Source organism: Mycobacterium sp., from assembly GCF_039583805.1.
Lineage (GTDB): Bacteria > Actinomycetota > Actinomycetes > Mycobacteriales > Mycobacteriaceae > Mycobacterium.
Genome location: NZ_JAVKSH010000031.1, coordinates 18,221 through 32,239, shown reverse-complemented (window position 1 = coordinate 32,239; position 14,019 = coordinate 18,221). Strand labels below are relative to the sequence as shown.

The window sequence follows — 14,019 nt, the reverse complement described above, 5'->3', positions numbered from 1 at the left end:
AAGCCCCCCACGCGCTCACCATGCGTGAGGCACCAGCCATCTACTTCGCGCTCACTTTTACGTGAGGCACCTCGCCTTCCAGTGCGCTAGGGCCATTCGGATGATTCGCCCGTGCTACTCGGCGACATCTCCCCCGCCTACAGGGAGCGTTGATTCAACCGCTCCGTTCGGAGGATCGACCGAATGTGCGAACCCGACTGGCACACTCTTGGCACAACGGGGGTTCGCCCGTCAAACCCAATTGAATCGCGATATGGCGTTGACCTACATGATCGCCGGTGGGCGCGGACGGGATCGAACCGCCGACCGCTGGTGTGTAAAACCAGAGCTCTACCACTGAGCTACGCGCCCGTGCCGGGCACGCTACCCGCCGGGAGGCCGGGCGCCCAAAACCCGGGAGTCGTGGCGAGCGTGCGCAGATGTACGGCTTTCGCGGCGTGTCGGCGGACAGACATGCACGCTCGCGCGGGGTGGGGCAGTCAGGACGTGAGCGCGGCCAGCGCGTCGACCCAGAGCCGCTGATCACGGGCCTTGCCAGGCCCGTTCATCTCGGCGAACCGGATGACCCCGGAGCGGTCGATGACGAAGGTGCCGCGGTTGGGGAACCCGGTTTCGTCGTTGAACACCCCGTAGGCCCGGCTGACCGCGCCATGCGGCCAGAAGTCCGACAGCACCGGGAACAGGAACCCACTCTCGGCCGCCCACACCTTGTGGGTGGGGGGCGGGCCCACCGAGATGGCCAGCACCGCATTGTCGTCGTTCTCGTAGTCGGGCAGGTGGTCGCGCAACGCGTCCAGCTCGCCCTGGCAGATTCCGGTGAATGCCAGCGGGAAGAACACCAGCAGCACGTTCTTGTCGCCGCGATAGTCGCTGAGCGTGACCGGCTGCTGGTTCTGGTCGCTCAGCGTGAAGTCCGGCGCGCCGGTGCCGACGGGCAACATCAGCGCCGCCCGGCCCGCGACTTGGGCTGCACCAGCTGGCTGGCGCTCCAGTCGCCGAGACTGACCGTCGAGGTCGGCATCAGGCCCGCGGTCGGGGCCGACTCGGCGATCTCGGCGGGCAGCACGTGACCCGGGCGCCCGGTCTTGGGGGTCAGCACCCAGATCACACCGTCGTCGGCCAGCGGGGCGATCGCGTCCATCAAGGTGTCCACCAGATCCCCGTCACCGTCACGCCACCACAACAACGCGACGTCGACGACTTCGTCGGTGTCCTCGTCGATCAACTCGCCGCCGCACGCTTGCTCGACGGCAGCGCGGATGCCGTCGTCGGTGTCCTCGTCCCAGCCCCACTCCTGGACCAGTTGGCCTTTCTGGATGCCCAGTTTGCGGGCGTAGCTCGGGGCGTCGTCCGCCGCCACCACCGTGCGACCTCCTTATCGAATTCAGGCTTATCAGGCACCACCGCGCCGTGCGATGGCCCTATCGTCGCACAACCGGCAGCGTTGCACACGCGCCGACTCATCGGGTGGCCAGGCACAGCTTCACCGTGGTGGACTTGGTGTCGTTGAGGTGGTTGACGCTCTGGTTGAACTCCGACGTTCCCGCGTGCGACCGGATCGCGGTCGCCACCGCGCGGGCCGAGTCGGCGTAGGCATTGAGTGCGTCGCGCAGCTCCTTGGACACCGGGTCGGTGATGTTCTCGACGACCGTGTCGGCGCTGTGGCTCAGCGCCTCGATCGCCGGGCCTTCGTTGGGCTTGGTGTCGCGGCCGGCGTTGTAGGCGGCGACGAAGTCGTTCACCTTCTGGATGGCGTCTTTGCTGCTGACGGCGAACGATTCACAGGCGCGCACCACGGCCCGCTGGGTCAGCGAGGCTTGTCGCTGGGACTCCTGGATCCGTGAGGTTGCCGACGACGCCGACACCGACGCCGACACCGACGCCCGGTAGGCCGGCGCGATGACGGTGTCGGCGGCCGGGGTGCCTTCGGTGATGGTGCTGCACCCGACAATCGCCAACAGGGCCGCCGCCGTGCCGCCGAGCACCGGCGCGCCGATGCGCAACCCGCGACGCGCCCCGGCCTGCATCGCGGCGCGCCATCCGATCAGCACAGTCGGTGACGTTACCGGTTCTGGCGGACATTGCGCGGCAGGGGCGTCGGTGCGGGACGATAGTGGAGACATCGAATCAGGACGACTGACGACGACGGCGGACTCGGCCGGCCGCCGCTGACCGCACAGCGAGGAGCAGAAGTTGACCACCGAGTTCGTACGTCACGACCTGGCGAAAAACCCAAGCGGTGCAAGCGAACCCGACCGGGTTCGGGTGATCCGCGAGGGCGTGGCCTCCTACCTGCCCGACATCGATCCCGAGGAGACCTCGGAGTGGCTCGAGTCCTTCGACGAGTTGCTGGACCGCTCGGGGCCGGCGCGGGCGCGCTACCTGATGCTGCGGCTGCTGGAACGCGCCGGCGAGCAGCGGGTGGCCATCCCCGCGCTGACGTCGACCGACTACGTCAACACAATCCCGACCGAGCTGGAGCCGTGGTTCCCCGGCGACGAGGACGTCGAGCGCCGCTACCGTGCCTGGATCCGGTGGAACGCGGCCATCATGGTGCACCGCGCGCAGCGGCCGGGAGTCGGTGTGGGCGGCCATATTTCGACGTACGCCTCGTCGGCGGCGCTCTACGAAGTCGGCTTCAACCACTTTTTCCGTGGCAAGTCGCACCCCGGCGGCGGGGACCAGGTGTTCATCCAGGGCCACGCCTCCCCCGGCATCTACGCGCGCGCCTTCCTGGAAGGGCGGCTGGGCGCCGACCGACTCGACGGCTTCCGCCAGGAGCACAGCCATCCCGGCGGCGGGCTGCCGTCGTATCCGCATCCGCGGCTGATGCCCGACTTCTGGGAGTTCCCGACGGTGTCGATGGGCCTGGGCCCGATGAACGCCATCTACCAGGCCCGGTTCAACCACTACCTGCACGACCGGGGCATCAGGGACACCTCCGACCAGCATGTCTGGTGTTTTCTGGGCGACGGCGAGATGGACGAGCCCGAGAGCCGCGGGTTGCTGCACATCGGGGCGCTGGAAGGCCTGGACAACCTGACGTTCGTGATCAACTGCAACCTGCAGCGCCTGGACGGCCCGGTGCGCGGCAACGGCAAGATCATCCAGGAGCTGGAGTCGTTCTTCCGCGGCGCCGGCTGGAACGTGATCAAGGTGATCTGGGGGCGTGAGTGGGACGCGCTGCTGCACGCCGACAAGGACGGCGCGCTGGTCAACCTGATGAACGTCACGCCCGACGGCGACTACCAGACCTACAAGGCCAACGACGGCAGCTACGTCCGCGAGCACTTCTTCGGCCGCGACCCGCGCACCAAGGAACTGGTCAAAAACCTTACCGACCAACAGATTTGGAACCTCAAGCGCGGTGGGCACGACTACCGCAAGGTGTACGCGGCCTACCGGGCCGCGGTCGAGCACAAGGGGCAGCCCACGGTGATCCTGGCCAAGACCATCAAGGGCTACGGGCTGGGCAAGTACTTCGAGGCTCGCAACGCCACCCACCAGATGAAGAAGTTCCGGCTGGCCGACCTGAAGGATTTCCGCGACGCCCAGCGGATTCCGGTGTCCGACGCCCAGCTGGACGAGAACCCCTACCTGCCGCCGTACTACCACCCCGGCCCCGAGGCCCCGGAGATCCGGTACCTGCTCGACCGGCGGCGGGCCCTGGGCGGCTTCCTCCCGCAGCGGCGAACCAAGTTCAAGGTGCTGCCGCTGCCCGGCCGCGACACCTACCGGGCGCTCAAGCAGGGGTCGGGCACCCAGGAAGTCGCCACCACCATGGCCACTGTGCGCGTGTTCAAGGAACTGCTGAAGGATCCCGAGATCGGCCCGCGCATTGTGCCGATCATTCCCGACGAGGCCCGCACGTTCGGCATGGACTCCTGGTTCCCGTCGCTGAAGATCTACAACCGCAACGGCCAGCTGTACACCGCTGTCGACGCCGAACTGATGCTGGCCTACCGGGAGAGCGCCGACGGGCACATCCTGCACGAAGGCATCAACGAGGCCGGGTCGGCCGCCAGCTTCACCGCGGTGGGGACGTCCTACGCGACCCACAACGAGCCGCTGATCCCGATCTACATCTTCTATTCGATGTTCGGTTTCCAGCGCACCGGCGACAGCCTGTGGGCCGCCGCCGACCAGATGGCCCGGGGATTCGTGCTGGGTGCCACCGCGGGACGGACCACGCTGACCGGTGAGGGCCTGCAGCACGCCGACGGGCACTCGCTCCTGCTGGCGGCCACCAACCCGGCGGTGGTGTCCTACGACCCCGCGTTCGCCTACGAGATCGCCCACGTCGTCGAGAGCGGGCTGGCCCGGATGTTCGGCGAGAACCCGGAGAACGTCTACTTCTACGTCACCATCTACAACGAGCCCTACGTTCAGCCGCCCGAGCCGGAGCACCTCGACCTGGAGGGCCTGCTGCGCGGAATCTACCGCTACCGCACGTCCCGGCAGCAGCGCAGCAGCACCGCGCAGATTCTGGCCTCCGGCGTGGCGATGCCCGCGGCACTGCAGGCGGCCGACATGCTGGCCGCCGAGTGGGACGTCGCCGCCGACGTGTGGTCGGTGACCAGTTGGGGCGAACTGAACCGCGACGGGGTGGCCGTCGAAAAGGAGCGGCTGCGCCACCCGGACCGGCCGGCCCGGGTGGCGTTCGTGACGCGGGCACTTGCCGAGTCCGCCGGCCCGGTGGTGGCGGTGTCGGACTGGATGCGCGCGGTGCCCGAGCAGATCCGGCCCTGGGTGCCGCGCACCTACCTCACGCTGGGCACCGACGGGTTCGGCTTTTCCGACACCCGGCCCGCGGCCCGTCGCTTTTTCAACACCGACGCACAGTCACAGGTGGTCGCGGTGCTGGAGGCGCTGGCCCGCGACGGTGAGATCGACCCGTCGGTGCCGGTGGCGGCGGCGCGTCAGTACCAGATCGACGACGTGCAGGCCGCGCCGGAGCAGACCTCGGACCCGGGCCTCGCGTAAAGCCCGGCGTAGAACCGCACGTCGTTGGCGGAAACATCCAGGAAAATCCAGAAAAGAAGCGTAGCTTTTAGGGGTGGCCAACAAGGATGTCGGGCAGTTTGCGCTACCCCGGTCGCCGCTCGAGCTGCTGGACACGGTGCCGGAGTCGCTGCTGCGACGGCTGAAGCATTACTCGGGCCGGCTGGCCACCGAGGCGGTGTCGGCGATGCACGAGCGGCTGCCGTTCTTCGCCGATCTGGAAGCCTCCCAGCGAGCCAGCGTGGCGCTGGTGGTGCAGACAGCCGTGGTGAACTTCGTCGAGTGGATGCAGGACCCGCACAGCAACGTCAGCTATACCGCCAAGGCGTTCGAGCTGGTGCCGCAGGACCTGAAGCGGCGGATCGCGTTGCGCCACACCGTCGACATGGTGCGGGTCACCATGGAGTACTTCGAAGAGGTCGTGCCGATGCTGGCCCGCGACGACCAGCAGCTGACGGCGCTGACCGTGGGCATTCTCAAATACAGCCGCGACCTGGCGTTCACCGCTGCCTCGGCGTACGCCGACGCGGCAGAAGCGCGGGGCTCGTGGGACAACCGGATGGAGGCCAGCGTGGTGGACGCGGTCGTTCGGGGCGACACGGGCCCGGAGTTGCTGTCGCGGGCGGCCGCCCTGAACTGGAACACCACCGAGCCGGCCACGGTGGTGGTGGGCACGCCGGCGCCCGACCGCGAGCTGCACGCCAGCCAGGACGTCCGGGACATCGCCGCCCGCCATGGCCGCGCCGCGCTCACCGACGTGCACGGCACCTGGCTGGTGGCGATCGTGTCCGGCCAGCTGTCGCCGACCGAGAAGTTCTTCGGCGACCTGCTGGGCGCTTTCTCCGACGGGCCGGTGGTGATCGGGCCGACGGCCCCGACGCTGACCGCCGCCTACCACAGCGCCAGCGAGGCGATTGCCGGGATGAACGCCGTCGCCGGCTGGGCCGGTGCCCCGCGCCCCGTGCTGGCGCGCGAACTACTGCCGGAACGCGCGCTGATGGGCGACGCCTCGGCGATCGCGGCGCTGCACACCGACGTGATGCGGCCGCTGGCCGATGCCGGGCCGACACTGACCGAGACCCTGGGCGCGTACCTGGACTGCGGCGGCGCGATCGAAGCCTGCGCGCGCACGTTGTTCGTCCATCCGAACACCGTGCGGTATCGCCTGCGACGGATCGCCGACTTCACCGGTCGCGACCCCACCCAGCCGCGGGACGCGTACATGCTGCGAGTGGCCGCTACGGTCAGCCAGCTTGCCGGTCAGGCCCAGCATGCCAGCGTCACCAGAGCGATGGTGACCCCGGTCACCATCCCGGTGGAAAAGGACCTGATCACACCGTCGCCGGCGCATCGCGTCGGGGAAACCGGGAGGGACAGCACGCGGGCTACGTCGCGGGACGGTATCAAAGATGTCGCATCCGAGGGTGTTTTGTAGGATCTCCACAAAAACGTAAGACAAGGTTCATAATCTTGTACACCCCACAAACGTCACTTCACAGTGTTCTCTTAAAGACGTGATTGCGTTGCTTGCCCCTGGACAGGGATCGCAGACGCCCGGCATGCTGGCGTCGTGGCTGGAGCTGCCCGGAGCCGCTGACCAGATCGCCGCATGGTCGACCGCGGCCGGTCTGGACCTGGTGCGGCTGGGCACCACCGCGTCGGCCGAGGAGATCACCGACACCGCGGTGACCCAGCCGCTGGTGGTGGCCGCCACCCTGCTCGCCCACCGCGAGCTCACCCGGCGCGGCGTCATGCCCGACACCGACACGATCGTGGCCGGCCACTCCGTCGGCGAGCTCGCGGCCTACGCGATCGCCGGCGTCATCTGCGCCGACGACGCGGTGGCGCTGGCCGCCACCCGCGGTGCCGAGATGGCCAGGGCCTGCGCCTCCGAGCCGACCGGCATGTCCGCAGTACTCGGCGGCGACGAAGCCGATGTCCTGGGCCGCCTCGAGCAGCTCGACCTCGTGGCCGCCAACCGCAACGCCGCCGGCCAGATCGTGGCCGCCGGCCGTCTGACCGCCCTGGACAAGCTCGCCGAGGACCCGCCCGCCAAGGCCCGGGTGCGGCCGCTGGCGACCGCCGGCGCCTTCCACACCCACTTCATGGCCTCGGCACTGGAAGGCTATGCCGCGGCGGCTGCCGCCATCACGCCCGCCGAGCCCACCGCCACCCTGCTGTCCAACCGGGACGGAAAGCCGGTATCGTCGGCAGCCGACGCGATGGAGAAGCTGGTCGCGCAGCTGACCCGGCCGGTGCGCTGGGATCTGTGCACCGAAACCCTCCGTCAGCACGATGTCTCGGCGATCGTCGAGTTCCCGCCCGCGGGCGCTCTGGCCGGAATCGCCAAACGTGAACTTCGCGGGGTTGCGACGCACGCCGTCAGGCAACCCGCAGACCTGGACGGGTTGACAACGTCGTAGACGCGTCCGCACAACCGCATATCAAAAATCTCAACCACCACGTAGCACAAACCATTACGAAGGGAAATTCACCGTGACCGTCAGCCAGGAAGAAATCATCGCCGGAATTGCCGAGATCATCGAAGAGGTGACCGGTATCGAGCCCTCCGAGATCACCCCGGACAAGTCGTTCGTCGACGACCTGGACATCGACTCGCTGTCGATGGTCGAGATCGCCGTGCAGACCGAGGACAAGTACGGCGTCAAGATCCCCGACGAGGACCTCGCTGGCCTGCGCACCGTCGGTGACGTCGTCGCCTACATCCAAAAGCTCGAAGAGGAGAACCCCGAAGCCGCCCAGGCCATCCGGTCGAAGATCGTGCAGGACAACCCCGAGGCCGTCGAGGCTGTGCGCGCCAGGCTGGAAGCGGACAGCCAGTGACCAAACCTTCCACTGCCAACGGCGGTCACGGCGCTGGTTCCGGCGCTTCTTACAAGGACGTCGTGGTGACCGCCGTCACGGCGACCACGTCGATCGCGCCGGACGTCGAGAGCACGTGGAAGGGTTTACTGGCCGGCGAGAGCGGCATCCACGTCCTCGAAGACGAGTTCGTCACCAAGTGGGACCTGCCGGTCAGGATCGGCGGCCACCTGAAGGAACCGGTCGACAACCACATGGGCCGGCTGGATCTGCGACGCATGTCGTATGTCCAGCGGATGGCCAAGCTGCTCAGCGGTCAGCTCTGGGAGTCCGCCGGCAGCCCCGAGGTCGACCCGGACCGCTTCGCCGTCGTCATCGGCACCGGACTGGGCGGCGGCGAGAAAATCGTCGAGTGCCACGACCTGATGAACGAAGGCGGCCCCCGCAAGGTGTCGCCGCTGGCCGTGCAGATGATCATGCCCAACGGCGCCGCGGCGGTCGTCGGCCTGCAGCTGGGTGCCCGAGCCGGGGTGATCACCCCGGTCTCGGCGTGCTCGTCGGGGTCGGAGGCGATCGCGCACGCGTGGCGTCAGCTCGTGATGGGCGACGCCGACATCGCGGTATGCGGCGGCGTCGAGGGCATCATCGAGGCGCTGCCCATCGCGGCGTTTTCGATGATGCGCGCCATGTCGACCCGCAACGACGACCCGGAGGGGGCGTCGCGGCCGTTCGACAAGGATCGTGACGGCTTCGTGTTCGGCGAGGCGGGCGCGCTGATGGTCGTCGAGACCGAGGAGCACGCCAAGGCTCGCGGCGCCAAGCCGCTGGCCCGGTTGATGGGCGCCGGTATCACCTCGGACGCCTTCCACATGGTGGCGCCGGCCCCGGACGGCGTACGCGCCGGCAAGGCGATGGCCCGGGCGCTGGAGCTGGCGGGCCTGTCGCCTAAGGACATCGACCACGTGAACGCGCACGCGACCGCCACGCCTATCGGCGACACCGCGGAAGCCAACGCGATCCGTGTCGCCGGGTGCGAGCAGGCCGCGGTGTACGCCCCCAAGGGCGCGCTGGGTCACTCCATCGGTGCGGTCGGCGCGCTGGAGTCGGTGCTGACGGTGCTGGCGCTGCGCGACGGCGTCATCCCGCCCACGCTGAACTACCACACACCGGACCCGGAAATCGACCTGGACGTCGTCGCGGGCGAACCCCGGCACGGCGACTACGAGTACGCGATCAACAACTCGTTCGGCTTCGGCGGCCACAACGTAGCGCTCGCCTTCGGACGGTACTGACCCGAAAGGAACGCATCCACACCTCATGACGGAGCTGGTAACGGGGAAGGCATTCCCCAATGTTGTGGTCACCGGCGTTGCCATGACAACGGCCCTGGCAAGCGATGCCGAGAACACCTGGAAGGCGCTGCTCGACGGGCAGAGCGGCATCCGCACGCTCGATGACCCGTTCGTGGAAGAGTTCGACCTGACGGTGCGCATCGGCGGGCACCTGGTGGAGGAATTCGACAGCCAGCTGACGCGAATCGAGCTGCGCCGCAAGTCCTACCTGCAGAGGATGTCCACCGTGCTGGGCCGGCGGGTGTGGGAGAACGCCGGCTCCCCCGAGGTCGACACCACCCGATTGCTGGTCTCCATCGGCACCGGGATGGGCTCCACCGAGGAGTTGATCTTCGGCTATGACGTGCTGCGCAAACGTGGCACCAAGGCGATCCATCCGTTCGGCGTGCAGATGTACATGCCCAACGGCGCAGCCGCGGCGGTCGGGCTGGAACGCCAGGCCAAAGCCGGGGTGATGACGCCGGTGTCGGCCTGCGCCTCCGGTTCGGAGGGCATCGCCCAGGCCTGGCAGCAGATCGTGCTCGGCGAGGCCGACATCGCGATCTGCGGCGGGGTCGAGACCAAGATCGAGGCAGTGCCCATCGCCACCTTCGCCGCCATGCGCATCGTGTTGTCGAAGAACAACGACAACCCGGCCGGTGCGTGTCGGCCGTTCGACAAGGACCGCGACGGGTTCGTCTTCGGCGAGGCCGGCGCGCTGATGGTCATCGAGACCGAGGAGCACGCCAAAGCCCGCGGCGCCACCATCCTCGCGCGGTTGATGGGGGCCAGCATCACCTCCGACGGCTTCCACATGGTGGCCCCGGAGCCCCACGGGGAGCGGGCCGGGTACGCGATGACCCGGGCGATCCAGCTCGCCGGTCTCACCCCCGCCGACATCGACCACGTCAACGCCCACGCCACCGGCACCTCGATCGGCGACCTGGCCGAGGGCAAGGCCATCAACAACGCGCTCGGGCCGCACGGCGGGAACGCGGCGGTGTACGCGCCCAAGGCGGCTCTGGGCCACTCGGTCGGGGCGGTCGGTGCGGTGGAGTCGATCCTGACCGTGCTGGCATTGCGCGAACAGGTCGTCCCGCCGACGCTCAACCTGGTGAACCTCGACCCCGAGATCGACCTCGACGTGGTGGCCGGCCGGCCCCGCCCGGGCAACTACCGGTACGCGATCAACAATTCGTTCGGCTTCGGCGGGCACAACGTCGCGCTGGCATTCGGCCGGTACTGACGCCGACACTAAGGAGATCTGCGATGACGACCATGGCCCCCGAGGCGGTCGGCGAGTCGCTCGACCCCCGCGACCCGTTGCTGCGCCTCTCGGCATTCTTCGACGACGACAGCGTCGAGCTGCTGCACGAGCGTGACCGTTCGGGCGTGCTGGCCGCGGCGGGCACCGTCAACGGGGTGCGCACCATCGCGTTCTGCACCGACGGCACCGTGATGGGCGGCGCGATGGGCATCGAGGGCTGCACGCACATCGTCGACGCCTACGACACCGCCATCGCCGAGCAGAGCCCGATCGTGGGCATCTGGCACTCCGGCGGCGCCCGGCTGGCCGAGGGCGTGCGCGCGCTGCACGCGGTCGGGCTGGTGTTCGAGGCGATGATCCGGGCGTCGGGGTATGTTCCGCAGATCTCGGTGGTGGTCGGTTTCGCGGCCGGCGGCGCGGCCTACGGCCCGGCGCTGACCGACGTCATCGTGATGGCGCCGGACAGCCGGGTGTTCGTCACCGGGCCCGACGTGGTGCGCAGTGTCACCGGCGAGGACGTCGACATGGCGGCCCTCGGCGGCCCGGACACTCACCACAAGAAGTCCGGAGTCTGCCACATCGTCGCCGACGACGAGCCGGACGCCTACGAGCGGGGCCGCCGGCTGGTCGGATTGTTCTGTCAGCAGGGTCATTTCGACCGCACGAAGGCCGAGGCCCACGACAGCGACCTGCATGCGCTGCTGCCGGGCTCGTCGCGCCGCGCCTACGACGTGCACCCGATCGTGACCGCGCTGCTCGACTCGGAAGAAGGTGTGGACAGCTTCGAGGAGTTCCAGGCCCGGTGGGCGCCGTCGATGGTGATCGGCCTGGGCCGGTTGTCCGGGCGCACGGTTGGCGTGCTGGCCAACAACCCGCTGCGGCTCGGAGGCTGCCTGAACTCCGAAAGTGCTGAGAAAGCAGCGCGTTTCGTGCGCCTGTGCGATGCGTTCGGTATCCCGCTGGTGGTGATCGTCGACGTGCCCGGCTACCTGCCGGGTGTCGAACAGGAGTGGGGCGGTGTGGTGCGCCGCGGCGCCAAGCTGCTGCACGCGTTCGGCGAGGCGACCGTTCCGCGGGTCACGCTGATCACCCGAAAGATCTACGGCGGGGCCTACATTGCGATGAATTCACGCTCGCTGGGCGCCACCAAGGTGTTCGCCTGGCCGGACGCCGAGGTCGCGGTGATGGGCGCCAAGGCCGCCGTCGGGATCCTGCACAAGAAGAAGCTGGCCGCCGCGCCGGAGCACGAGCGGGAGGCGTTACACGACCAGCTGGCCGCCGAGCACGAGCGGATCGCCGGCGGGGTGGACAGCGCCATCGACATCGGGGTGGTCGACGAGAAGATCGACCCGGCGCACACCCGCAGCAAGCTCACCCAGGCTTTGGCCGAGGCGCCGGCGCGCCGGGGCCGCCACAAGAACATCCCGCTGTAGGTCGCGCGAGCAGAGCTAGCGCCTGGTGTACCCGCCGAAGCGGGCCAGGAACTCCTCGGCAACTGCCACCACCTTCTCGCGGTCGGTGGCCACCAGACCGATCCGCGTCCGCCGATCGAGGATGTCGCCGACGTCCAGCGCACCCTCGTGAGCGATGGCGTACTCGAACTCGGCGCGGGTCACGTCGATGCCCTCGGCGACCGGCTCGGCGGGACGCTCGCAGGCCGCGGCGGCGACGACGTTGGCCGCCTCGGCCCCGTAGCGCGCCACCAGTGAGGCCGGCAGGCCGGCCATCGGCGGCGCCGTCGACCCCGGATTGGCCGGCGCGCCGACCAGGGGCAGGTGTCGGGTCCGGCAGCCGGCGGCGGCAAGCCCCCGCAGCTTGACCGCGCGGTCGAGGACATCTTGGGCCATGTAGCGGTATTCGGTGAGCTTGCCGCCGATCACGCTGAGCACACCGGAGTCCGACTCGACGACGGCATGGTCGCGTGAGACGTCGGCGGTGCGCCCCGCGCCGGTGTCGACCAACGGCCGCAGTCCGGCATAGGCGCCGACGACGTCGGTGGTGTCGAGCGTGACGCCCAACGCGGTGTTCACGGTGTCCAACAGGAAGCCGATCTCCTGCGACGTCGGTTGCGGCACATCGGGGATCGGCCCGGGAGCGTCTTCGTCGGTCAGACCGAGATAGACCCGGCCCAGCTGTTCGGGCATGGCGAACACGAAGCGGTTGACCTCGCCGGGTATTGGAATCGTCAGCGCTGCAGTCGGATTCCCGAAGGCATCGGCATCGAATACGAGATGCGTTCCGCGGCTTGGCCGTAACTTCAGCGACGGGTCGATGTCGGAGGCCCACACCCCGGTCGCGTTGATGACGGCGCGAGCCGACACGTGCAACGAGTCGCCGCTGCGCTGGTCGGTCAACCGGACCGACGTGCCGGTGGCTTCCGAGGCCGCCACATAGGTCAGGATCCGGGCGCCGTGCTGCGCGGCGGTGCGCGCCACCGCGGTGACCAGCCGGGCGTCGTCGATCAACTGCCCGTCGTAGGAGAGCAGGCCGCCGTCGAGGCCGTCGCGCCGGACGGTGGGCGCCATGTCGATGACTCGCTGCGTCGAGATCCGCCGGGAACGCGGCAAAACCGAGCTGGGCGTGCCGGCCAGCGTGCGCAGGATGTCGCCGGCCAGGAACCCGGTGCGTACCAGGGCCCGCTCGGCGCGGCCCATCGGCGGCAGTAACGGGACCAGCTGCGGCATGGCCCGAACCAGATGAGGAGCGTTGCGGGTCATCAGGATTCCGCGTTCGACGGCGCTGCGCCGCGCGATGCCGACGTTGCCGTTGGCCAGGTACCGCAAGCCGCCGTGCACCAGCTTCGAGCTCCACCGGCTGGTGCCGAACGCCAGGTCATGCTTGTCCACGCACACCACCCGCAGGCCGCGGGACGCGGCGTCCAGCGCGATGCCGGCGCCGGTGATGCCGCCTCCGATCACCACGACGTCGATCGGTGCGCCGTCGGCCAGCGCGGTCAGGTCGGCGGTGCGGCGGGCGGCGTTGAGTGCGGTCGACGTCATGACAGGTATCCGTTCAGCGCATGGGTGAGTTCGGCGGCCAGCGTCTCGGCGTCCAGGACCGGCGCGACGGGCCGGCTGGACTGAATCGCCGACTGGGTGATCAGCAGCACCATCGCCGCGAGCCGGCGGGGGTCGCCCGGCCGCACACTGCCGTCGCGTTGGGCCGTTTTCAGCTGCTCGGCCAGCGCGCCGAGCAGCATCTGCTGGCTGGTGCCGAGCCGTTCGGTGATGTAGACCATCGCCAGCTCGGAGCGCAGCAGCGCCATCACGACCGCGTCGTCACTGAGCCGCCGGGCCACCGCCACCACCCGATCCACCACCGCCTTGCGGTCGTGCCCGAGCGCGGGCACGTCGCGCAGCGCGCCGGTGATGCGGCTGGTCAGCAGCGCCGTGAGGATGGAGCGGGCTTCGGGCCAGCGGCGATAGACGGTCGGGCGGCTGACACCGGCCCGGCGCGCGATCTCGGCCACGGTGACCCGCTCCACGCCGAAGTGACGCACGCAGCTCTCGGCGGCCTGCAGCACGCGGTCTTCCACCGACGAGTTACTGGTTGACACCATATGTAATACTGTAACGCATGACGCAACCGGACGCATTG

General features: G+C 69.0%; 12 protein-coding genes and 1 tRNA gene. 7 read left to right on the top strand and 6 right to left on the bottom strand.

Annotated elements, in window-relative coordinates; translation table 11 throughout:
- Positions 1–279: 279 nt before the first annotated feature.
- The 4 genes from ABDW21_RS06185 to ABDW21_RS06170 form a co-directional block, all read right to left on the bottom strand.
- Positions 280–351, bottom strand: a tRNA-Val gene (locus ABDW21_RS06185).
- Between the two features lie 128 nt (positions 352–479).
- Entirely contained in the window at positions 480–941 is a 462-nt protein-coding gene (locus ABDW21_RS06180; protein WP_343600803.1) for a peroxiredoxin, read from the bottom strand.
- On the bottom strand, positions 941–1,363 hold the full coding sequence (locus ABDW21_RS06175; RefSeq protein WP_343600802.1) for a DUF3052 domain-containing protein: 423 nt from the start codon (positions 1,361–1,363) through the stop codon (positions 941–943). Before ABDW21_RS06175 ends, ABDW21_RS06180 begins: the two co-directional genes overlap by 1 nt.
- Positions 1,364–1,460: 97 nt before the next feature.
- Positions 1,461–2,051 carry a hypothetical protein gene (locus tag ABDW21_RS06170; protein WP_343600801.1) on the bottom strand — a complete coding sequence of 197 codons (591 nt, stop codon included), beginning with the start codon at positions 2,049–2,051 and terminating at the stop codon, positions 1,461–1,463.
- Positions 2,052–2,193: 142 nt separating this feature from the next.
- Between ABDW21_RS06170 and aceE the strand changes: the two genes are divergently transcribed.
- The 7 genes from aceE (at position 2,194) to ABDW21_RS06135 (ending at position 11,855) form a co-directional block, all read left to right on the top strand.
- The gene (gene aceE / locus ABDW21_RS06165) at positions 2,194–4,983 is read left to right on the top strand and encodes a pyruvate dehydrogenase (acetyl-transferring), homodimeric type (RefSeq protein ID WP_343600800.1); all 2,790 of its coding nucleotides are present in this window, start codon (positions 2,194–2,196) and stop codon (positions 4,981–4,983) included.
- Positions 4,984–5,056: 73 nt separating this feature from the next.
- Positions 5,057–6,436, top strand: coding sequence for a PucR family transcriptional regulator (locus ABDW21_RS06160; RefSeq protein WP_343600799.1), 1,380 nt, complete (start codon positions 5,057–5,059; stop codon positions 6,434–6,436).
- Positions 6,437–6,515: 79 nt separating this feature from the next.
- Positions 6,516–7,424 carry an ACP S-malonyltransferase gene (locus tag ABDW21_RS06155; RefSeq protein WP_343600798.1) on the top strand — a complete coding sequence of 303 codons (909 nt, stop codon included), beginning with the start codon at positions 6,516–6,518 and terminating at the stop codon, positions 7,422–7,424.
- Positions 7,425–7,497: 73 nt separating this feature from the next.
- Positions 7,498–7,845: a meromycolate extension acyl carrier protein AcpM gene (gene acpM, locus ABDW21_RS06150; protein WP_343600797.1), complete on the top strand. Its 348-nt coding sequence runs from the start codon at positions 7,498–7,500 to the stop codon at positions 7,843–7,845.
- The gene (gene kasA, locus ABDW21_RS06145) at positions 7,842–9,116 is read left to right on the top strand and encodes a 3-oxoacyl-ACP synthase KasA (RefSeq protein WP_343600796.1); all 1,275 of its coding nucleotides are present in this window, start codon (positions 7,842–7,844) and stop codon (positions 9,114–9,116) included. Before acpM ends, kasA begins: the two co-directional genes overlap by 4 nt.
- Before the next feature lie 25 nt (positions 9,117–9,141).
- A complete protein-coding gene (gene kasB, locus ABDW21_RS06140; RefSeq protein WP_343600795.1) occupies positions 9,142–10,401 on the top strand; it encodes a 3-oxoacyl-ACP synthase KasB in 1,260 nt (419 codons plus the stop codon).
- 23 nt (positions 10,402–10,424) lie between these two features.
- Positions 10,425–11,855, top strand: coding sequence for an acyl-CoA carboxylase subunit beta (locus ABDW21_RS06135; protein WP_343600794.1), 1,431 nt, complete (start codon positions 10,425–10,427; stop codon positions 11,853–11,855).
- Positions 11,856–11,870: 15 nt separating this feature from the next.
- Here ABDW21_RS06135 and ABDW21_RS06130 read toward each other — a convergent pair whose 3' ends face one another.
- Both ABDW21_RS06130 and ABDW21_RS06125 read right to left on the bottom strand, forming a co-directional pair.
- Positions 11,871–13,430, bottom strand: coding sequence for a glycerol-3-phosphate dehydrogenase/oxidase (locus ABDW21_RS06130; protein ID WP_343710192.1), 1,560 nt, complete (start codon positions 13,428–13,430; stop codon positions 11,871–11,873).
- Positions 13,418–13,981: a helix-turn-helix domain-containing protein gene (locus tag ABDW21_RS06125; protein ID WP_343600793.1), complete on the bottom strand. Its 564-nt coding sequence runs from the start codon at positions 13,979–13,981 to the stop codon at positions 13,418–13,420. The genes ABDW21_RS06130 and ABDW21_RS06125 overlap by 13 nt, the downstream gene beginning before the upstream one ends.
- Positions 13,982–14,019 lie beyond the last annotated feature (38 nt).